This is a genomic window from Kribbella sp. NPDC048915 (assembly GCF_040649595.1).
Classification (GTDB): Bacteria; Actinomycetota; Actinomycetes; order Propionibacteriales; family Kribbellaceae; genus Kribbella.
Window position 1 is genome coordinate 1 of record NZ_JBEZFT010000114.1, and the last position, 19,893, is coordinate 19,893.

Genomic DNA, 19,893 nt, shown 5'->3' on the forward strand with positions numbered 1-19,893 from the left:
AGGGGTTCTCTGCTCTCATACCGACGAAGAACCCCCAACACGCGCGGTCATCCACTCGCACGCCGTCCCGCGGATCAGCCGGCCGTAACCTCGTCGTCAGGCACCCCGTCAGGCACCCCGTCGCGACCCGACCGGCCGCCCCGCGTCGGCGGTCGGTCGCATGGCCCCTACACAAGAGATATCCGGGTCCGCTGACTGATGTCTGGGGTTGGCTTCCGCCCGAGGGGAGATGATCGCGGGCAGACGGGGTGCGGGATGGCCGGGGCGATGGGAGCGTGCAAGTGATCGGGGGCGCGCGGTGATCGGGGCCTGAGGTGATCGGGGCCTGAGGTGATGAGGACGCGGGGTGATGGTGGCGTGCGCCGCATCTATGGAGGGTTTTTCCCCGTATGGCGGGCAAAAGCCTCCACTGTCGTGCGGAAAACTCTCCTAGAAGATTTTCGCGGGTCAGCAGTTGCAGGCGGTGCAGGGTTTGGTGCGCGTGTAAAGGGTGCGGAGCCCACAACACCATGGGTGAACCCACCGCGTGGCGACGTCCGAGTCCCTCCGACCACCGCGCTGCTCGACCGCGCTGCTCGACCGCGCTGCTCGACCGCGCTGCTCGACCGCGCTGCTCCATCGCGCTGCTCCATCGCGCTGCTCCACCGCGCTGCTCCACCGCGCTGCTCCACGCCGCCGCATCTACCGAGTTCACCACCGCCGGCATGCCTCCGACGTGGGGTCGGCGGCCGGACAGCGGCCCAGGCGGACTCAGAGGGTTCGGCAGGGCCTGAGCGGGCCGACTGGGTGGGCCGTTGGGGGAGGCGGGCCGGACGCCAACCGGCAGTGTCGGGTTCCGGGTGGTCGGCGGGAGGTTGGGCAGCGCATACCATTGATCGGTGGTCTTTGGGGTCGCGGGCCCGCGGACCGCCATTCATCGTCGGCCGAATTGCGGCTGAGCCTGCCTACCGACTGTCTCTTGATGCTGCCCTGCGGGCGGCGACCGGAGGCGGGGAGTTCGGGGTGGGCGCGGTAACGTTTGTCCGATTACTGCTCTTTTGCATCGTTAGGAGTCACCGTGGCTACGCCACCTCGCAATTCTTCCTCCGGTTCCGGGGACCGACGTGGTTCCTCCGGGGGCGCCGGCCGTTCGGGCGGTGCCGGTGGCGGACGGTCGGACTCCGGTCGCTCGGGCTCGAATTCCGGTAAGTCGGGAGGTTACGGCGCCGGTCGCTCGGGCTCGGGTTCGGGTGGTGGTCGCGCGGGGTCCGGTGGTGGTCGTGCGGGCGCTGGTGGCGGACGTGGGTCTGCTGCCGGGCGCAGCGGCGGTGCTCCGGGGCGGCGCGGTGGGTTCGCGGGTGGTCGCTCCGGCGGTGCGGCGGGGCGCTCGGGCGGTTCGTCGTACCGGGATCGGGACGAGAACGCCGAGAACCGTCGCGGCTTCGCCGGTTCGCGCGGGGACGACAAGAACGAGCGGGACCCGTTCGGCGGACAGTTGTCGGGCCGCGGCGGGCGTGACGGTGGATACCGCAAGGACGATCGGGGCGCCGGACGTGGCGTAGCCGGCCGACGTGACGGCGGCCGTGACGATCGTGGCCGTGACGATCGCGGTGGGTACCGGCGCGACGCTCGTGATGGCGACTCGCGCGGCGGTTACCGACGTGACGACCGTGGCGGTGATGATCGCGGGAGCTTCCGGCGTGATGGTCGGGGCGGGGACGATCGCGGTGGTTACCGGCGTGATGGTCGGGGCGGCGATGACCGTGGTGGTTACCGGCGTGATGGTCGCGGTGGGGACGACCGCGGTGGTTACCGGCGTGACGATCGCGGCGGCGACGACCGCGGTGGTTACCGGCGCGATGAGCGCGGCGGCGACGATCGCGGTGGGTTCCGGCGTGATGAGCGTGGCGGGTCGGGTGGTTCGTACCGGCGCGGCGGGGACGATGCGCGTGGGCCCCGACGGGACGACCGTACGGATACGCGTGGGCGTGGACCCGCTCGGGCCGGCGGGCCGGCGCGTGGTGAGCGCGGTCCGTTCCGGCGGGACGAGCGCGGTGACGCGCGCGGACGGTCGGGGGCCGGGGACTCGCGTGGGCGCAGCGGTGGTCGCGACGAGCGGCGTGGATCCGGTGGGCGTGATGATCGGCGCGGCGGGTTCCGTCGCGAGGAGCGCGAGGAGAAGGTCGGGCCACGGCGCGACGACCCGAAGATTCCGGAAGGGATCACCGGTGCCGAGCTCGATCGGTCGGTGAAGCTCGAGCTGCGGTCGTTGCCGCGGACGCTCGCCGACCTCGTTGCACAGCACCTGGTGGCGTCCGGGCGGTTCATCGACGACGACCCGGAGCTCGCGTACCAGCATGCGCGGACGGCGCGTCGGCTGGCCTCGCGGCTCGGCGGGGTGCGCGAGGCTGTCGCGATCACGGCGTACCTCGCTGAGCACTACGACGAGGCGCTGACCGAGTTCCGGGCGGTACGGCGGATGACCGGGAACCACGAGGTTCTCGCGATGATGGCCGACTGCGAGCGGGCGCTCGGACGGCCGGACAAGGCGCTGGCGCTGACCAAGGACAAGCACGTCCACGACCTGTCGGAGGCGACGCAGATCGAGCTGCTGATCGTCGCGGCCGGGGCGCGGCGCGACCTGGGGCAGACCCGGGCGGCGATCCAGATGCTCGACGTGCCGGAGCTGACGAAGCGGACGCGGGCGGAGTGGTTGCCGCGGCTGCGGTACGCGTACGCGGACGCGCTGGCGGAGGCTGGACGTACGGATGACGCCCTGGTGTGGTTCCACCGGGCTGCCGGTGTCGATGGTGACGGTTTGACGGGTGCGGCGGAGCGCGCGGCGGAGCTGGAAGGCCTCGAGTTCACCGACCTGGACGAGGACGACACCATCGTCGAGGAGTACTTCGACGACACCGACACCACGGCCGAGACCCTCGCCGAGCTGACCGGTGACGACGCGGACGACGCCGGTACGGACGACGCCGGTACGGACGACGTCGCCGACGACAGCACGGATGACGCGGATGACGCGGACGACGCGGACGACCTGGACGACACCGACGCGGACGAGGACGACAGCGACGTCGTGGCGGAGGCGGCTGACGAGGTGTCCGAGGGCCGCCCGGAGTAGTTGGCAGAAGTGCGAGTGCCCCGACGTCCAACCGCCGTCGGGGCATTTGTTTGCTGCGACCGTCCTACAGCGTGCGGAACAGCAGACCTACTCGCGGCTTAGGGCCGAAGGACGTCGCCTTCTGCGGCAGTACGACGCCTTGCGCGGCAGAACGCAGTACCTGGTCCATTCGAGGTGCTGTCAGCTCTACAGCCACCTGCTGTGGCCCCGCCAACGCCAACGCGTCCGCGAGCGTGTGGTGGAAGCTGATGTCCTCGTCGTCCACACCCCACGCCGGCAGCAACTCGTCGTGCAGTAACACCACCATCGGGTTCTCCGACGCACTGTGCAGCGTCAGCCACTCAGAGCCGTCCGTGACCGCGATCCGGTCGCCACCGTCCTCAGCACGACCAGCCTCCACCCGCCACGTGGACGGCGTACGCGAACGCACCGTCGCCAGGTGCAGTCCCGGTACGACGCGGTGAATCGGATCCAGCGTCAACGGGTGCCTGACGTAGTCCACCAGCATCGCCAGACCGACCTCCGCGCCAGGCCGGAGCGGATCGCGCAGCTGGCGCTCCAGGTACGCCGCGTAGCGATGGTGCCCGTCCGCAATGACCGCCTCGCGCTTGGCCAGCTCCGACTCGATCGCCGCGAGCACCCCGGGGTCCTCGATGCGCCAGATGGTGTGTTCGGCGCCGTTGTACGTTTCCGCCTCCAGCCACGGTTCACCGGACCGGGCCGCGTCCACGGCGTCACTCGCCGCACCACCGTCGGCGTACGCGAGCAGAATCGGCTCCAGGTCGGCGTCGGTCGCTTCCATCAGCCTGAGCCGGTCGTCGACCCAGTGCGGCATCACGTTCTCGTGCGGCAGCACCACCTGGCGCGTGGGGTCCAGGCGGAGCGCGCCGACCAGTCCGCACAGTACGGCGTTGCCCAGGCGCTGCTCGTACACGTACAGCGCGGGCCGCTCGTCCTGCACCACCACGCCGTCCTGCTGCCAGCGGGCGAGCCGTCGCGCCGGTTCGTCGTACCGGGAGGGACCGAGCTCCGGATCGCGTGGAAGGATGAGCCTCACCATGTTGTGCAGATCAGAATCAGTCAGCCGCCGGACGATGGCGGGTTCCAGCACGTCGTACGGCGGCGACGTGACGGCGCCGAGGCCGCTGACCTTGCCCGCCACGAACCGCCACGCGCGCAGCGGCTCGAGTCGCAGCACCGCCTTCGCATCCGGCATGCGGCGCATCGTACGGGGTGAAGCATGAGCACGAAACGCCAATCGCCGGAGCCGCTGTCGGCATGTGACGAACCGCTCGCCGGCCGGTACGACGTCGCGCTGCTGGACCTGGACGGCGTCGTGTACGTCGGGCCGGATCCGGTACCGGATGCGCCGGAAAACCTCCGCAAGGCCGCCAAGGAAGGCATGCGGATCGGGTACATCACCAACAACGCCAGCCGGCCGGCGCGGGTCGTTGCCGAGCACCTCGCATCGTTCGGGCTGGACGTGATCGCGGACGACGTGGTGACGTCGGCGCAGGCGGCGGCGAAGCTGATCGCGAGCGAGTTCCCGGAAGGGTCGCCGGTGCTCGTGGTCGGCGGCGAAGGGCTGCAGGTCGCGCTCGAGGAGTACGGGTTGACGCCGGTACGGTCGAGTGACGCGCGGCCGGTCGCCGTGGTGCAGGGATTCCACCCGGACGTGAACTGGGTGATGCTCGCCGACGGTGCGCACGCGATCAACGAGGGCGCGAAGTGGTTCGCGACCAACCTCGACCTGACGATCCCGACCGCCGCTGGTAAGGCGCCGGGCAACGGCACCCTCGTGCAGGCGGTCCGGGCCGCGGTCGACGTCGATCCGGTGGTCGCCGGCAAACCCGAGCCGCCGCTGCTGGAGACCAGCATCGAACGGCTGGAAGCCAAGCGCCCGTTGATGATCGGCGACCGCCTCGACTCCGACATCGAGGGCGCGAACGCGGTCGGGATCGCGAGCCTGTGGGTGGCCACCGGGGTCCACGACGCGTACGACCTCGCCCGGGCGCCGAAGCATCAGCGGCCGACGTACATCGCCGCCGATCTCAGTGCCTTGGCCGAGAAACAGCCCGGGGTGACGGTCGAGGGGTCGAAGCACGTGTCCGGCGGGTGGACCACGGAGGTCGTGGACAACGCTGTCACCGTGAAGGGCGAGGGTGAGCCGTACGACGGATTGCGCGCGATCCTGTCCGCGGTATGGGCAGCCGTCGACGCGCCCGCCGAGGCACCCAAGTCCAAGACCACCCGAGGCCGCCGCCCCCGCCCGAAGCCGACGCCCACGGCAGACGCCATCGCCCTGGACGCCGCCCTCCACCGCATCGGCCTGTCGAAGTAGCTTCCGCCCGCCCGCCCGCCCGCCCGCCCGCCCGCCAGCCCGGCCGCCTGTTCGTGAGAGTGGGCGGGCGGGGCCTGCGCGCGGCCGTTCCCTCGAGTTGCCGGGCCCGCTTCACGTCGTACGACGGGACGGGGGTTCCCCAGAGGCGTGCCGACGAGGAACCCTGCCCACGGTTCGCCGCGCGTCGATACTGCCCTCGTCGTACCCGACGCCCTCCTCGCGTCGCCGTGCCCGCTGGAGCTCGCAGGGCGACCGATCCCCGTACGGCGTTCCGCCCGCGACCACCGCACGGCCGCGCCGTGCGCCATTACGCCTCGATGATTGATGCACGGCCCGAAGGTGTGCACGCTCGACAGTTCGTGTGGTGCGGAGCGGGTGTGTTCGGTGTCTGATTCACGCTCAGCTGTGACCCCTGGCACGAGAGACGTCCTGTCGACCTGACACACGCCACACGCCAAACGCCCGAGCGTCCTCTGCACCATCACCGCCGAGGACCACCGAATCCAGACCAGGCCGTGCATCAATCATCTAGGTGGTGTGACTTTGTGCACCAGATCCGTACGAATCGGCCGCGGAAATGCGGATCTCGTGCACAAAGTCGTCCGCCGGCCTCGGCTGGTGCTGTTCAGCCGCGACGAGGCGCTCGGCGTGCCCGCGCGGGGGCGGTCCGCGACTCGGGCCCGAGTAGTGTGACTTTGTGCATCAGATCCGTACGAATTGGCCGCGGAAGTACGGGTCTGGTGCACAAAGTCGTCATCCGCCGGCTCCCGCTGGTGCCGTTCGCGTGCCCCGGTCGCGCGGTCTCGGCCTGTACGGGGTGCGGCGGGCGAGGGGCGCCGTACCAGCGTGGGGATGCTGACCGGGGTGGTGACGGGATGGGGGAAGGGGTAATGGGCGTGTGGGGAGCGTGGTTGGTGGTGTTGTGGGGGTGAGGCGTTAACGTTGCTGGGGACGATGCGAGGAGGCAGTCATGGTGTTGGACGCAGTGCGCGGCTACGTACAGCTGGCGAGCGGGCTGACCGAGGTCACCAAGCAGAAGGCCCAGGCCGCGGCGAAGGCGTTGCTGCAGCAGACCGGGGCGGATTCGCTGACGACCAAGGCGAGCGAACTGGCGGACGAGATCGTTGCCACCAGCAAGAGCAATCGGCAGTTGCTGCAGGCGATCGTGTCGAACGAGGTCGAGGGCGCGGTCGCGCGGCTCGGGTTCGTGCGTTCGGAGGAGGTTGCGGGGCTCACGCGCCGGGTGAAGGCGCTGGAGACCGAGCTCGCCGAGCTGCGCGCGGCAGCCGCTGAGTCGGGCGCCGCTGAGTCGGGCGCCGCTGCGGACCTGGCTGACGCGGACCTGGCTGACGCAGACCCGGCAGCGGACGAGGTACTTGAGGCGACTGCGGTCGACGCACCGGCCGCGGCGAAGAAGGCTGCCGCGAAGAAGGCCGCGGCTCCGGCGGCGGAGGCTCCGGCCAAGAAGGCCGCGGCGAAGAAGGCGGCCAAGAAGGCACCGGCGAAGAAGATCTCGAAGAAGGCCTGATATGACCGAGCACCCCGGCGAGCAGTTCCCACCGGCCGTGGACCCGGACGTCGAGCCCGGCGCCGACCCGTCCGAGGAGCGCCAGGACGGCCCCGACTACGACACCGAACCGGACTACGACTCCGAGCCCGGCGGGCCGGCGTTCACCGAACACCCCGGCGGGCAGTCGGCGGAGTACGGCTCCGAGCAGACATCCGGAAGTCCGATCGAGTACGCCGCACCGTCCGCCACGTATGAGCAAGCAGGGCATGTGTGGGACGACGTCGCGGACCCTGGGCAAACGGAGTCGCAGGTGTCCGAGGACGGCGCGGCGGAGTCGGCTCAGTACGCGAGTGAGCAGTCGACGGAGGGCGAACACCATCGCCTGACCGAGCACGTCGACCCAGTTGAGGTTGAGTTCGGGGCGGAGTTTGCGCGGGAGCCGGGTGCGGAGCATGAGCATGCGTACGAGGCCGGCTCTGTCGGGGAGCCGTCGGAGGACGCGGACGTGGCCGAGCATGTGGATCCGGCGGAGGTTGAGTTCGGGGCGGAGTTTGCGCGGGAGCCGGGTGCGGAGCATGAGCATTCGTACGAGGCTGGGTCTGCGGATCCAGATGCGGAGACCGAGTACGAGGAGCGGGACACCGAAGGTGGGCATCCGTTGGTCGAGGAGACGATGGCGCGGCTCGACGAACTGCGCGACAAGCCGGTGAGCGAGCACGGCGACGTGTACGCCGACCTGCACGAGCGGCTGCAGACCGCTCTGGTCGAGGCCGACGCCGACCAGGGCGAGCGGGGATAACCGGACCCCGCCCGCATGCCATCCATCCTTCTGCCCACCACCCGGCACGCGCCCCGGTACCCCACCGCGCCGCTCACCGCCCGGCCTGCCGCCACGTGGCCGGCACCCGCGCACCCCGCCGCACCCCGCCGCACCCCGCCACGCCCCGCCACGCCGCACATCGCCACGCCGCGCATCGCCAGCCGCACACCGCCCGGCCTGCCGTGCGTCCCGCTGCGCCGTGCGTCCCGCTGCGCCGTGCGTCCCGCTGCGCCGTGCGTCCCGCTGCGCCGTGCGTCCCGCCGCGCAGCCGGCCGGTGCTCGGCGTGCGGCGGTGCGAGGGGTGATGGGTGATGGCTAAAGGGGTCAAGCGGCTTCGGTTGGATGCCGAGTTGGTTCGGCGGGGGTTGGCTCGTTCTCGGGAGCAGGCGGGGGAGTTGATTGCGGCGGGCAAGGTGAAGGTGGCCGGGACCGTGGCGACGAAGGCGGCGACCGGGGTGGGGGCGGATGCGGCGATCGTGGTGGATACCTCTGAGCACGACGATCCGGGGTATGCGAGCCGCGGCGCGTACAAGTTGCTCGGCGCGCTCGAGGCGTTCCCCGCGATCCAGGTACAGGGCCGTCGCGCGCTCGACGCGGGCGCGTCCACCGGCGGCTTCACCGACGTACTGCTGCGCAACGAGGCCGCGCATGTCATCGCCGTCGACGTCGGATACGGCCAGCTGGTGTGGGCGCTGCAGACCGACGAGCGCGTGACGGTGATGGACCGGACGAACGTCCGTTCGCTGACGCTCGACGACATCGGCGGTGAACCGGTCGATCTCGTGGTCAGCGACCTGAGTTTCATCAGTCTCACGCTCGTGCTGCCGGCGCTGATCGGTGTGGTGAAAACGGACGGCGACCTGGTCCTGATGGTCAAGCCGCAGTTCGAGGTCGGGAAGGAACGGCTCGGTAAGGGCGGCGTCGTACGGGATCCGGAGCTGCGCGCGGACGCGGTCCGGGGGGTGGCGGCCAAGGCGAGCGAACTGGGGTGGGGAATCCAGGGGATTGCCGCCAGTCCGTTACCTGGCCCGTCAGGAAATGTCGAATACTTCCTGTGGATACGCAGGGAAGCGCCGGCACTCGATGAGACGATGCTCCAGTCCGCGATCGAACACGGACCCCAGTAGGTCGCAGCAGGAACCGCTGAAGGAGGCAGGGCTTGGCTGAGCAGGAGCCGCGGCGCGTGCTGCTGGTCACGCACACCGGCCGGGAAGAGGCGGTCGAGGTGGCGCGTGCCGCGCACCGGCTGCTGACCGGGGCCGGGATGCTGGTGCGCCTGCTCGGCGGCGAGGCCGAGGCACTCGAGCTCGATCCGGCGGAGATCGTCGACGACCCGGAGAAGGCGGCGAACGACGTCGAGCTGATCATGGTGCTCGGCGGCGACGGCTCGATCCTGCGCGGTGCCGAGCTCGCCCGCCCGCACGGTACGCCGGTGCTCGGGGTGAACCTGGGCCACGTCGGGTTCCTGGCCGAGGCCGAGGTCGACGACCTGGAGCGGATCGTCCAGGTGGTGGTGGACCGCAGCTACGCGGTCGAGGAGCGGATGACGCTGGCCGTCGACGTCCTGCTCGACGGCCATCTGATCTTCGACACCTGGGCGCTGAACGAGGCGAGCGTCGAGAAGGCGGCCCGGGAGAAGATGCTCGAGGTGCTGGTCGAGGTGGACGACCGCCCGCTGTCGCGGTGGGGCTGCGACGGTGTCGTGGTCGCGACCCCGACCGGGAGTACGGCGTACGCGTTCTCGGCCGGCGGGCCGATCGTGTGGCCGGAGGTCGAGGCGATCCTGATGGTGCCGCTGAGCGCGCACGCGTTGTTCTCGCGGCCGATCGTGGTGGCGCCGACGTCGCGGCTGTCGATCGAGCTGGTGCCGTCGTGGCACGGCCGCGGGGTGCTGTGGTGCGACGGCCGGCGGATGGTCGAGGTGCCGCCGGGGGCCGAGATCCAGGTCCGGCGGGGTTCGACGCCGGTCCGGCTGGCGCGGGCCCACGAGGCGCCGTTCACCGACCGGCTGGTGGCTAAGTTCGACCTCCCGGTGCTCGGCTGGCGCGGCGCCGCCGAACGCAAACGCAACGGCAACAACACCCACAATCACAGCGAAAACACCAGCAGCAGCGCCGACGGAAACCGCCAACAGGAGAACTGATGCTTTCGGAGATCCGCATCACCGGGCTGGGTGTGATCGAGGACGCGACGCTGGACCTCGACCCGGGGTTCACCGCCGTCACCGGTGAGACCGGCGCCGGCAAGACGATGGTTGTGACCGGGGTGAACATGCTGCTCGGCGGCCGCGCGGACAGCGGTCTGGTGCGCCATGGCACCCGGCGCGCGCGGGTCGAGGGCCGCGCGAGCGCCGTACCGAAGGCGATCGTGCAGCAGGCCGAGGACCGTGGCGGCGAGCTGGACGACGACGAGCTGCTGATCGCGCGCGAGTTGTCGTCGGAGGGCCGTTCGCGGGCGTTCCTCGGCGGCGCGTCGGTGCCGGTGTCGGTGCTGGGCGAGATCTCCGGGGATCTGGTCGCGATCCACGGGCAGGCGGATCAGTGGCGGTTGCTGCAGCCGGCCCGGCAGCGCGAGACGCTCGACACGTTCGCGGGCAAGGCGGTGCTGGTGCCGCTGCAGGAGTACTCCGCTGCGTACAAGCGGCACCGTGACATCGAGGCTGAGCTGACCGAGCTGACCACGCGCGAGCGCGACCGTCTGGCCGAGGCCGATCTGCTGCGCTTCGGTCTGGACGAGGTCGCCAAGGCGGAGCCGCAGCCCGGTGAGGACGTCGAGCTCGCGGCGGAGGAGGAGCGGCTCGCGTACGCCGACGGGTTGCGTACGGCGGCCACGACGGCGGCGGATGCGATCGCTTCGGAGGACCTCGACGCCACCCGTCCGAACGACGTACTGGGCCTGCTGGCGTTGGCGAAACAGGTTCTCGACGGTGAGCGCGAGCACGACCCGAAGATCGCCGAGCTGGCCGATCGGGCCGGTGAGCTCGGGTACCTCGCAGCCGATCTGGCTCAGGAGCTCTCGTCGTACGCCGCCGATGTCGACACCGACCCGGCGCGGCTCGCGGTGGTGAGTGAACGGCGCGCGCTGCTGACCAATCTGGTCCGCAAGTACGGCGCCGACCAGGGCACTGTGGACGAGGTCATCGACTGGACGAAGCGGTCGGCCGATCGCCTGGCCGAGCTGGACGGCAGCGACGAGCGCGTCGAGCAGTTGACGGCCGAGCTGGCCGAGCTGGACGCGAAACTCGCCGACCTCGGGCAGCAGATCCGGCAGGCCCGGATCGAGGCCGCGCAACGCCTCGGAGTCGCTGTGTCCGAGGAACTGTCCGGCCTGGCGATGCCGCACGCGACGCTGTCGGTCGAGGTGCACGAGACCACGCCCGGGCCGTTCGGCATCGACGAGGTCGAGTTCTGCTTCGCGGCGAACCCGGGCAGCCCGGCGCGCCCGCTGCAGAAGGCCGCGTCCGGCGGTGAACTCTCCCGGGTGATGCTCGCGCTCGAGGTGATCCTGTCCGACACACACCCGGTGCCGACGCTGGTGTTCGACGAGATCGACGCGGGGATCGGTGGCCGCGCCGCGGTCGAGGTCGGGAAACGGCTTGCCCGGCTGGCCGAGAAGGCCCAGGTGATCGTGGTGACGCACCTGCCGCAGGTGGCTGCGTTCGCGGACCGGCACGCCGTGGTTCTGAAGAGTGACGACGGCTCGGTGACCACGAGTGGCCTGGTCGCTCTGGACGACGACGCCCGGCTGAAGGAACTGTCCCGGATGATGGCCGGCCTGGAGAACTCCGACGCCGCCCAGGCGCACGCCGAGGAACTGCTTGCGCTCGCCGCGGAACGGCGCAAACCGCGGCGGAAATCTCGTTCCAAAGGATGATTTGACGCACTGTTACCGATATTTCAGTGCGTGAACAAGACCCCCGCCGGGTAAATGAACCGGAGAGGGGCTCTTGACATGGCAGGATGAGGGTGCGATGAAACTGCTCAGCCTGCGGAGAGCGCGACCCACTGAACTGCCCGGTATCACCGGCGTGGTCCGGCTCGATCGGCGTACCAAGAATCTCACCAAACGGCTCAAGCCGGGTGAGATCGCGGTCATCGATCACGTCGACCTGGACCGGGTGAGTGCCGAGGCGCTGGTCGACTGCCGGGTCGCCGCCGTGGTGAACGTGGCCGACTCGATCAGCGGCCGGTACCCGAACCTCGGCCCGGAGATCCTCGTCCAGGCGGGTATCCCGCTGGTCGACGGGGTCGGCCGCGAGGTCTTCTCGATCCTGCACGAGGGCGAGCAGGTCCGGCTCGACGACGGCACGCTGTACCGCGGCCAGGAGGCGGTCGCGAAGGGCTTCGTCCAGGACAGCCAGACGGTCGCGGACTTGATGGACGAGGCCCGCGCCGGCTTGTCCACGCAGCTCGAGGCGTTCACCGCCAACACGCTGGAGTACCTGCGCCGGGAGAAGGACCTGCTCCTCGACGGCGTCGGCGTACCGCAGATCCATACGCCGATGGAGGGCAAGCACGTCCTGATCGTGGTCCGCGGATACGACTACCGCGACGACCTGGTCGCGCTGCGCCCGTACATCCGCGAGTACCGGCCGGTGCTGATCGGGGTGGACGGCGGCGCCGACGCGCTGGTCGAGAACGGGTACGTCCCGGACCTGATCGTCGGCGACATGGACTCGGTGAAGGACGACACGCTGAAGAGCGGCGCCGAAGTGGTGGTGCACGCCTACCGCGACGGCCGCGCGCCGGGCTCCGAGCGGCTGGAACGGCTCGGCGTCGACTCGATCGAGTTCCCGGCCACCGGGACCAGCGAGGACGTCGCGATGCTGCTGGCCGACTCCAAGGGTGCGTCGCTGATCGTCGCGGTCGGTACCCACAACTCGCTGGTGGAGTTCCTCGACAAGGGACGCTCCGGGATGGCGAGTACGTTCATCACCCGATTGCGGGTCGGTGCCAAACTGGTGGATGCCAAGGGTGTCGGCCGGCTGTACCGCAGCCGGGTCTCGACGCTCCAGGTCGTCGCGTTGATGGTGGCGGGCCTGTTCGCGGTCGCGATGGCGATGGTCGCCATCGGTGCCGACGACGTCGTCTGGTCGATCCTGCGGGCGCGCTGGAGCGACTTCGTCTACTGGATCCGGGAGCTGTTCACGTGATCGACTTTCGCTACCACATCGTCTCGATCGTGGCGATCTTCTTCGCCCTGGGCGCGGGCGTGGTGCTCGGCGCCGGGCCGTTGAAGGGCACCGGCAGCCAGTTCGTGGCCAGTCAGGCCGAGAAGGACCGGCAACAGCTGGCCGAGGCGCGGGCCGAGCTGATGCAGGTGAAGGCGCTGGACAAGTACCGCGACGACTATGTCGCCAAGGTGACCGCCGGGATGACCGACGGCAAGCTGGCGAACAAGAAGGTCGCGATCGTCACGATGCCGAGCGCCGACAACGACCTGACCAACGGCGTACAGGAAGAGATCGAGAAGGCCGGCGCCGTCGTCACCACGAAGGTCGCGCTGGACGCGAAGATGTTCGACCCCGGCCAGCGGCAGCTGGTCGAGACCCTGGTCAACCAGCTGGTCACCGCCGACATGGAGATTCCGGCCGACAGTACGACGTACCAGCGGGCCGGGCTGCTGCTCGCGCGCGGCATCGCGGCCAAGGACAGCGGCAAGACCGGTGACGCCGACTCGACCAGGGTGGTCAGCGGCCTGACCGGCGCGAAGCTGCTGTCGCTGAAGCCGTCGCAGATCAAGGACCGCGCGACGTTGATCGTGGTGGTCGCCGCGAAGCCGCCGACCCCGCTGCCGGACAACTCGGCGTACACCGACAGCGTCGACTTCGCCGAGGGCCTGGACCTCGGCAGCGGCGGCGTCGTGGTCGCCGGTACGCCGGACACCGCGGCGGACGGCGGACTGCTCAAGGCCTTGCGGAGTGACTCCGACGCCACCAAGATCGTTTCTTCGGTGGACGTGGCCGACATCCCCGCCGGGCAGGCGACGGTCGTCTTCTCGCTCGCCGAGCAGGCGGACGGCAAGGCGGGGCAGTACGGCGCGATCAACGCGAAGAACGGCGTCGCGCCGACGGCCGTACAGGACAAGGACAACTGACGTGGGAATTCTGAGCGCCGCCCTCGCGGCGGCTGCTACGGCCGGGCTCGAGCGCGCGGCCGGGAAGCTGCCGAAGGAGAACCGGGAGCCGTTCGAGCGCACCAACCACCGCGGTGAGCCGGTGACGCTGCTGGAGGGGCCGGTGACGGTGCTCGGCGCGCTGGCCGGTGTCGCGGCGTCCCGGGGCAACGCCAAGGTGAAGACCGCGGCGATCGTCGCTGGTGCGGTGTCGGGCGCGGTCGGCGCATACGACGACCTGCGTGGAACGACGCAGGCGAAGGGTTTTCGCGGCCACCTGAGCGCGTTGCAGCGCGGTGAGGTGACCAGCGGTGCGGTGAAGATCCTCGGTGTCGGCGCGGCCGGGCTCGTCGCCGCGGCGCTGCTGCCGCGGAAGTCGCGGGGCGTGCGGGCTGTGGCCGGAGTCGTTGCCGACGGCGCCTTGATCGCGGGTACGGCGAACCTCACCAACCTGCTCGATCTGCGCCCGGGCCGCGCGCTGAAGGCCGTGACCGCACTGAACGCACCGCTCGCCGTGGTGAACGGTCCGGCCGGTGCCGTCGTCGGTGCTGCCGCCGCTGCTGCTCCGTCCGACCTCGGCGAGCGGTCGATGCTCGGTGACTGCGGCGCGAACGGCCTTGGTGCCGTCACCGGCACCGCGCTCGCCGCTACGCTGCCGCGCCCGCTGAAGACCCTCGTCCTCGCGGCCGTCGTCGGACTGAACCTGGCCAGCGAGAAGGTCAGCTTCACCAAGGTCATCGCCGACACGCCGGTGCTGGACAAGATCGACCAGTGGGGCCGACGCCCCAGGTGAGCAGACTCGCCCGCGCCGCTCTGGTGGTCGCGGCCGTCACAGTTCTGGCGCGGGTTGTCGGGTTCGGGCGCTGGCTGGTCTTCTCGAAGACCGTCGGCGCGGGCTGTCTGGCCGAGGCTTACACGACCGCCAACCAGCTGCCGAACATCCTGTTCGAGGTAGTCGCCGGCGGGGCGCTCGCGGGCGCGGTGATCCCGGTGCTGGCCGGGCCGGTGGCGCGCGGCGACCGGGCGGCGCAGGGCCGGATCATCGGCGCCTTGCTGTCTTGGTCGTTCGTGGTGCTGGCGCCGATCGCCTTGCTGGCCTGGATTCTGGCGGGTCAGTACACCGACGCGATGCTGGATCCCGGAGCCGAGTGTTCCGGTACGGCGGCGACCGCCACGCGCATGCTGGTGATCTTCGTACCGCAGGTCTTCGGGTACGCGGTCGCTGTGATCGCCACCGCCGTACTGCAGTCCCACAAGCGGTTTGCTGCCGGCGCGTTGGCTCCGCTGATCTCCAGCCTCGTTGTCGTTGGCACGTACTTGCTCTTCGCCGCGGCGGCTCCGAACGCGGATGCGGCGTCGCGTGGCGCCACCGACCTGCTGGCGTGGGGTACTACGGCCGGTGTGCTCGCGTTGGCGCTGACAGTGCTCATTCCGATGCTGGTACTGCGGCTGCCGATCAAACCGACGCTACGGCTGGACCCCGGCGTCGGACCGGTACTGCGGAGGCTCGCACTCGCCGGCCTGGCAGTACTAGTCGCGCAACAGCTCACTTTTGTCGTCACGACGTACCTGGCGAACCACCGTGGTGTACCGGGCAGCATCGCCGTCTACACGTGGGCGAACGCGGCCTATCTGCTGCCGTACGCAGTGCTGGCCGTGCCGATCACCACGGCGGTCTTCCCACGTCTGTCAGCGGCGTTCGAGTCGGGGGAGCGGTTCGACTACTACGCCGCCGCGTCCACGCGTGCCGTGATGCTCGCGGGCGGGGCCGGCGCCGCGCTGCTCGTCGGTACGGCGATACCGGTCGCGCGGATCTTCGCGTACGACGACGGCGCGGTCCAGGAAGGTACCGCGTCGACACTCGTGGACGCGTTGATGTTCTTCGCGCCGGCCGCCATCGGGTTCGCCGTACTCATGCACGCCGGGCGGGTGCTGTATGCGCGTCACTGTGGTCGTGAGGTGGCGGTTGTGACCGCAGGTGCGTGGGTACTCGTTGCGCTGTGTGGCGTGGCGCTGACCGCTCGATGGGCGGCGGTGCCGGCACTGGCGGCAGCCATGTCGGTCGGCATGGTGGCGGGAGCCGTCGTACTGCTGCTGGTGCTCCGGCGGGAGGCAGGTAGCGGCGTACTCGCCGGACTGCCGCGCGCTGCGTTGGCCGGGCTGGGCGGTGCTGTCCTGGCCGGTGCGGCCGGCTGGGCGGTGTCCATCCCGGCCGGTGACCGCGGTGTGGTTGCCGCGGTGGTCTTCGCGGCGCTGTCCGGGCTGGCCACCGTCGTCGTGTACGGCGTGGTCGTGCTTGCATTGGATCGCGCGGACGCACGCGCACTGCTTCGACGGGAGAAGGTATGAGGATCGGGCTGCTGCTCGCGGAATCGCGGGGCGGTATCGGGCAGCACGTCGCCTCGCTGGTGCCGCGGTTCGTGAGTGCCGGGCACGACGTGGTGGTCTGTGCGCCACCTGGCACTGCGGAGCACTTCGAGTTCGCTCCGGCCACCGTCGTCTCCCAGGCAGCCGGCCTGCGTGGCTGCGACGTCATCCACGCGCACGGCTACCGCGCCGGTATGACCGCACTGCGCGACAGGTCCCGGCTGCGCCCACTGGTCGTCACCTGGCACAACGCCGTGATCACCCCGGGCCCACGCGGCCTGGTGATGCGGATGGGGCAGCGACTGGTGGCCAAGGGCGCCGATTTGACGTTGGGTGCGTCCACCGACCTGGTCGAGCTAGCGCAGAGCCTGGGCGCCCGCAACGCGCAACTGGCTCCGGTGGCCGCCCCCGCGATACCACAGGTCCGTACGCCGCGCGCCCGGCTGCGGCGGGAGCTCGGCGTCGGTGACCGGCCCGTAGTCCTCACAGTGGGCCGTCTGGCGCCGCAGAAGGACTATCCGACGCTGCTGTCGGTCGCCGCGCGCGTCCACGAGTCGACGCCCGACGCCACGTTCCTCGTCGTCGGTGACGGACCGTTGCGGGACAACCTGCAGGCCCGGATCGACGCGGAGCAGCTGCCGGTCAAGCTGCTCGGTCACCGCAACGACGTCGCCGATCTGCTCGGGGCGGCCGACGTGTTTCTGCTCACATCGCATTGGGAGGCCCGCGCGCTCGTCCTCCAGGAGGCGATGCAGGTCGGCGTACCGGTCGTCGCGACGGCGGTCGGCGGCGTACCCGAACTCGTCGGGGACAGCGCCGTACTGGCGTTTCCGGGCGATGCGGACGGGCTGGCCGACGGCGTCCGGGCGGTCCTGGCGGAGCCGGCCACGGCGAACGCTATGCGGACACGTGGCCGGGAGTTGGCCGCCCGATGGATGGACGAAGACGCCGTGGCGAAGAATCTGCTCGACATCTACGCGGGTCTCGTCGCGACCGGTGCTTGACAAGAGGTAGGCTGGAGGCCCGTGGACAGGGCTTCGAATTCCCAGCAGACCAAGCACGTATTCGTCACCGGCGGCGTGGCATCCAGTCTCGGCAAGGGACTGACGGCATCCAGCCTCGGCAGTCTGCTGACGGCGCGGGGCATCCGGGTGACCATGCAGAAGCTGGATCCGTATCTCAACGTGGATCCTGGCACCATGAATCCGTTCCAGCACGGCGAGGTGTTCGTCACCGACGACGGCGCCGAGACCGACCTGGACATCGGCCACTACGAGCGCTTCCTGAACCGTGACCTGTCCGCCGTGGCGAACGTGACCACCGGCCAGGTCTACTCCAGCGTGATCGCCAAGGAACGCCGCGGCGAGTACCTCGGCGACACCGTCCAGGTCATCCCGCACATCACCAACGAGATCAAGGAACGGATGCTCGCGATGGCGGGCCCCGACGTCGATGTCGTCCTGCACGAGATCGGCGGCACCGTCGGTGACATCGAGTCGCTGCCGTTCCTCGAGGCCGCCCGGCAGGTCCGGCACGACGTCGGCCGCGACAACGTGTTCTTCCTGCACATCTCGCTGGTGCCGTACCTCGCCCCGAGCGGCGAGCTGAAGACCAAGCCGACCCAGCACTCGGTGGCCGCGTTGCGCTCGATCGGTATCGCTCCGGACGCGGTCGTCTGCCGCTCGGACCGGCCGATCCCGGACGGCGTGAAGCGGAAGATCTCGCTGATGTGCGACGTCGACACCGAGGCCGTCGTCGCCGCGCCGGACGCGCCGTCGATCTACGACATCCCCAAGGTGCTGCACGCCGAGGGGCTGGACGCGTACGTCGTACGGCGGCTGAACCTGCCGTTCCGCGACGTCGACTGGACCCGCTGGGACGAGCTGCTGCGGGTCGTGCACCACCCGAAGGACGACGTCACGGTCGCGCTGGTCGGCAAGTACATCGACCTGCCGGACGCGTATCTGTCGGTCGCCGAGGCGCTGCGCGCCGGTGGCTTCGACAACGACGCCCGCGTGAACCTGCGCTGGATCGCCTCCGACGACTGCGCGACGCCCGAGGCCGCCGCCCGGCTGCTCGGAGACGTCGACGCGATCTGCATCCCGGGCGGGTTCGGGGTCCGCGGCATCGAGGGCAAGATCGGCGCGATCCGGTACGCCCGCGAGCAGGGCGTGCCGATCCTCGGCCTCTGCCTCGGTCTGCAGTGCATGGTGATCGAGGTCGCCCGGAACCTGGCCGGTCTCGACCAGGCGAACTCCAGCGAGTTCGACCCGGACGCCGAGCAGCCGGTGATCGCGACCATGGAGGAGCAGAAGCACATCGTCTCCGGGACCGGCGACCTGGGCGGCACGATGCGGCTCGGGCTGTACCCGGCGAACCTGGCCGAGGGGTCGATCGTCCGCGGCCTGTACGGCGCACCGTCGATCCAGGAGCGGCACCGGCACCGCTACGAGGTGAACAACGCCTACCGGGACAAGCTGGAGACGGCCGGCCTGGTGTTCAGCGGTCTGTCGCCGGACCACGAGCTGGTCGAGTTCATCGAGCTGGACCGCTCCGTCCACCCGTACTTCGTCGCCACCCAGGCGCACCCCGAGCTGCGGTCGCGGCCGACCAAGCCGCACCCGCTGTTCTCCGGCCTGATCGCGGCCGCCCTGGTCCGGCAGCGCGAGTCCCGGCTCCCGGTCGAGGACCCGGAGCCGGTCAAGAAGGCCGCGGGCAAGAAGACGCCGGAGAAGGCCGCGGTCGAGGCTCGATGACCGACTATCCCGAGCTCCGGTTCGGCGCCGGGCTGGCCGACCAGCCCGAGCGCTGGCCGGTCTCGACCTCGGAGACCGTGCACGAGACCGGGCGGGTGATCTCGGTACGCCGGGACACGATCGAGCCGCCCGTCGGTGACCAGTTCGTCCGCGACGTCGTCGTACATCCGGGCGCCGTCGGCGTGGTCGCGCTGGACGACAAGCACCGGATGCTGCTCGTTCGGCAGTACCGGCACCCGGTCGGCTACAAGTTGCTCGAGGCACCGGCCGGGCTGCTCGACGTCCAGGGGGAGCAGTACCGCCTCGGCGCCGAGCGTGAGCTGTGGGAGGAGACCGCCACCAAGGCGGCCGACTGGCGCATCTTGGTCGACGCGTTCACCTCACCCGGCCTGACGAACGAGGCGGTTCGGATCTACCTGGCACGCGATCTGTCGCCCGCCGAGGGAGCGTTCGAACGCATCCACGAGGAAGCGGACATGGAGACCGTCTGGGCGCCGCTGCTCGACGTGGTCGCCGCGATCCTGGCCGGCCACCTCCAGAACCCCATCCTGATCATGGGTGCGCTCTCCGCCTGGACCGCCCTCAACGGCCCCGGCTTCGACACCCTCCGCCCCGCAGACTCCCCCTGGCCCGCCAAGGACCACTGACCTCTCCCCGCGCCCCGGACCCAGGGCTCTCTCTTGGCCCAAGTGTCCCTTGCCAACACGAGGGGATAGCCGGGTCCGTTGACGGATGTGTGGGTTGGCTTGTGCCCGAGGGGAGATGGTCGCGGGCCGACGGGTGAGGGATGGCCGGGGCGATGGTGTGGCGTGCGGGTGATCGGGGTGTGGGGTTGGTGGAGTCGCATCTGTGGAGGGTTTTCCCGCGTATGGC

At 70.3% G+C, this 19,893-nt stretch carries 16 protein-coding genes; 15 read left to right on the forward strand and 1 reads right to left on the reverse strand.

Annotated elements, in window-relative coordinates; all coding sequences use genetic code 11:
* Window positions 1–1,550 precede the first annotated feature (1,550 nt).
* Window positions 1,551–2,231, forward strand: coding sequence for a hypothetical protein (locus AB0B82_RS33255; RefSeq protein ID WP_360177792.1), 681 nt, complete (start codon window positions 1,551–1,553; stop codon window positions 2,229–2,231).
* Window positions 2,228–3,112 (forward strand): hypothetical protein, encoded by an 885-nt coding sequence (locus AB0B82_RS33260; RefSeq protein WP_360177795.1) that lies wholly within the window; start codon window positions 2,228–2,230, stop codon window positions 3,110–3,112. The genes AB0B82_RS33255 and AB0B82_RS33260 overlap by 4 nt, the downstream gene beginning before the upstream one ends.
* A 64-nt stretch (window positions 3,113–3,176) precedes the next feature.
* On the opposite strand, the gene AB0B82_RS33265 is transcribed toward AB0B82_RS33260, so the two are convergent.
* Window positions 3,177–4,328, reverse strand: coding sequence for a DUF1015 domain-containing protein (locus AB0B82_RS33265; RefSeq protein WP_360177798.1), 1,152 nt, complete (start codon window positions 4,326–4,328; stop codon window positions 3,177–3,179).
* 24 nt (window positions 4,329–4,352) lie between these two features.
* Here AB0B82_RS33265 and AB0B82_RS33270 point away from each other — a divergent pair, with 24 nt between their 5' ends.
* The 13 genes from AB0B82_RS33270 (at window position 4,353) to AB0B82_RS33330 (ending at window position 19,667) form a co-directional block, all read left to right on the forward strand.
* Complete coding sequence (locus tag AB0B82_RS33270) at window positions 4,353–5,453, forward strand: HAD-IIA family hydrolase (RefSeq protein WP_360177801.1); 1,101 nt, start codon at window positions 4,353–4,355, stop codon at window positions 5,451–5,453.
* A 970-nt stretch (window positions 5,454–6,423) separates the two neighbouring features.
* Entirely contained in the window at window positions 6,424–6,981 is a 558-nt protein-coding gene (locus AB0B82_RS33275; RefSeq protein ID WP_360177804.1) for a polyhydroxyalkanoate synthesis protein PhaF, read from the forward strand.
* A gap of 1 nt (window position 6,982) precedes the next feature.
* The gene (locus AB0B82_RS33280) at window positions 6,983–7,762 is read left to right on the forward strand and encodes a hypothetical protein (protein ID WP_360177807.1); all 780 of its coding nucleotides are present in this window, start codon (window positions 6,983–6,985) and stop codon (window positions 7,760–7,762) included.
* 332 nt (window positions 7,763–8,094) lie between these two features.
* Window positions 8,095–8,910, forward strand: coding sequence for a TlyA family RNA methyltransferase (locus AB0B82_RS33285; protein WP_360177810.1), 816 nt, complete (start codon window positions 8,095–8,097; stop codon window positions 8,908–8,910).
* Window positions 8,911–8,942: 32 nt separating this feature from the next.
* Window positions 8,943–9,926, forward strand: a complete 984-nt coding sequence (locus tag AB0B82_RS33290) for an NAD kinase (protein WP_360177813.1) — start codon at window positions 8,943–8,945, stop codon at window positions 9,924–9,926.
* Window positions 9,926–11,656 (forward strand): DNA repair protein RecN, encoded by a 1,731-nt coding sequence (gene recN, locus AB0B82_RS33295; RefSeq protein WP_360177816.1) that lies wholly within the window; start codon window positions 9,926–9,928, stop codon window positions 11,654–11,656. The genes AB0B82_RS33290 and recN overlap by 1 nt, the downstream gene beginning before the upstream one ends.
* A 97-nt stretch (window positions 11,657–11,753) precedes the next feature.
* Window positions 11,754–12,935: a putative cytokinetic ring protein SteA gene (gene steA / locus AB0B82_RS33300; protein ID WP_360177819.1), complete on the forward strand. Its 1,182-nt coding sequence runs from the start codon at window positions 11,754–11,756 to the stop codon at window positions 12,933–12,935.
* Complete coding sequence (locus tag AB0B82_RS33305; RefSeq protein WP_360177822.1) at window positions 12,932–13,879, forward strand: copper transporter; 948 nt, start codon at window positions 12,932–12,934, stop codon at window positions 13,877–13,879. The genes steA and AB0B82_RS33305 overlap by 4 nt, the downstream gene beginning before the upstream one ends.
* A 1-nt stretch (window position 13,880) precedes the next feature.
* Window positions 13,881–14,690 carry a hypothetical protein gene (locus AB0B82_RS33310; RefSeq protein WP_360177825.1) on the forward strand — a complete coding sequence of 270 codons (810 nt, stop codon included), beginning with the start codon at window positions 13,881–13,883 and terminating at the stop codon, window positions 14,688–14,690.
* The gene (locus tag AB0B82_RS33315) at window positions 14,687–16,246 is read left to right on the forward strand and encodes a lipid II flippase MurJ (RefSeq protein WP_360177828.1); all 1,560 of its coding nucleotides are present in this window, start codon (window positions 14,687–14,689) and stop codon (window positions 16,244–16,246) included. Before AB0B82_RS33310 ends, AB0B82_RS33315 begins: the two co-directional genes overlap by 4 nt.
* The gene (locus AB0B82_RS33320) at window positions 16,243–17,268 is read left to right on the forward strand and encodes a glycosyltransferase family 4 protein (RefSeq protein WP_360177831.1); all 1,026 of its coding nucleotides are present in this window, start codon (window positions 16,243–16,245) and stop codon (window positions 17,266–17,268) included. Before AB0B82_RS33315 ends, AB0B82_RS33320 begins: the two co-directional genes overlap by 4 nt.
* Before the next feature lie 21 nt (window positions 17,269–17,289).
* Window positions 17,290–19,020: a CTP synthase gene (locus tag AB0B82_RS33325; protein ID WP_360177834.1), complete on the forward strand. Its 1,731-nt coding sequence runs from the start codon at window positions 17,290–17,292 to the stop codon at window positions 19,018–19,020.
* On the forward strand, window positions 19,017–19,667 hold the full coding sequence (locus tag AB0B82_RS33330; RefSeq protein WP_360177837.1) for an NUDIX hydrolase: 651 nt from the start codon (window positions 19,017–19,019) through the stop codon (window positions 19,665–19,667). Before AB0B82_RS33325 ends, AB0B82_RS33330 begins: the two co-directional genes overlap by 4 nt.
* The last annotated feature ends 226 nt before the right edge of the window (window positions 19,668–19,893 follow it).

Excerpts from the sequence above, each read along its gene's own strand:
- AB0B82_RS33320 (WP_360177831.1), top strand. The coding sequence starts at position 16,243 with ATGAGGATCGGGCTGCTGCTCGCGGAATCGCGGGGCGGTATCGGGCAG.
- recN (WP_360177816.1), top strand. The coding sequence starts at position 9,926 with ATGCTTTCGGAGATCCGCATCACCGGGCTGGGTGTGATCGAGGACGCG.
- AB0B82_RS33270 (WP_360177801.1), top strand. The coding sequence starts at position 4,353 with ATGAGCACGAAACGCCAATCGCCGGAGCCGCTGTCGGCATGTGACGAA.
- AB0B82_RS33275 (WP_360177804.1), top strand. The coding sequence starts at position 6,424 with ATGGTGTTGGACGCAGTGCGCGGCTACGTACAGCTGGCGAGCGGGCTG.
- AB0B82_RS33265 (WP_360177798.1), bottom strand. The coding sequence starts at position 4,328 with ATGCCGGATGCGAAGGCGGTGCTGCGACTCGAGCCGCTGCGCGCGTGG.
- AB0B82_RS33330 (WP_360177837.1), top strand. The coding sequence starts at position 19,017 with ATGACCGACTATCCCGAGCTCCGGTTCGGCGCCGGGCTGGCCGACCAG.
- AB0B82_RS33285 (WP_360177810.1), top strand. The coding sequence starts at position 8,095 with ATGGCTAAAGGGGTCAAGCGGCTTCGGTTGGATGCCGAGTTGGTTCGG.
- AB0B82_RS33280 (WP_360177807.1), top strand. The coding sequence starts at position 6,983 with ATGACCGAGCACCCCGGCGAGCAGTTCCCACCGGCCGTGGACCCGGAC.
- steA (WP_360177819.1), top strand. The coding sequence starts at position 11,754 with ATGAAACTGCTCAGCCTGCGGAGAGCGCGACCCACTGAACTGCCCGGT.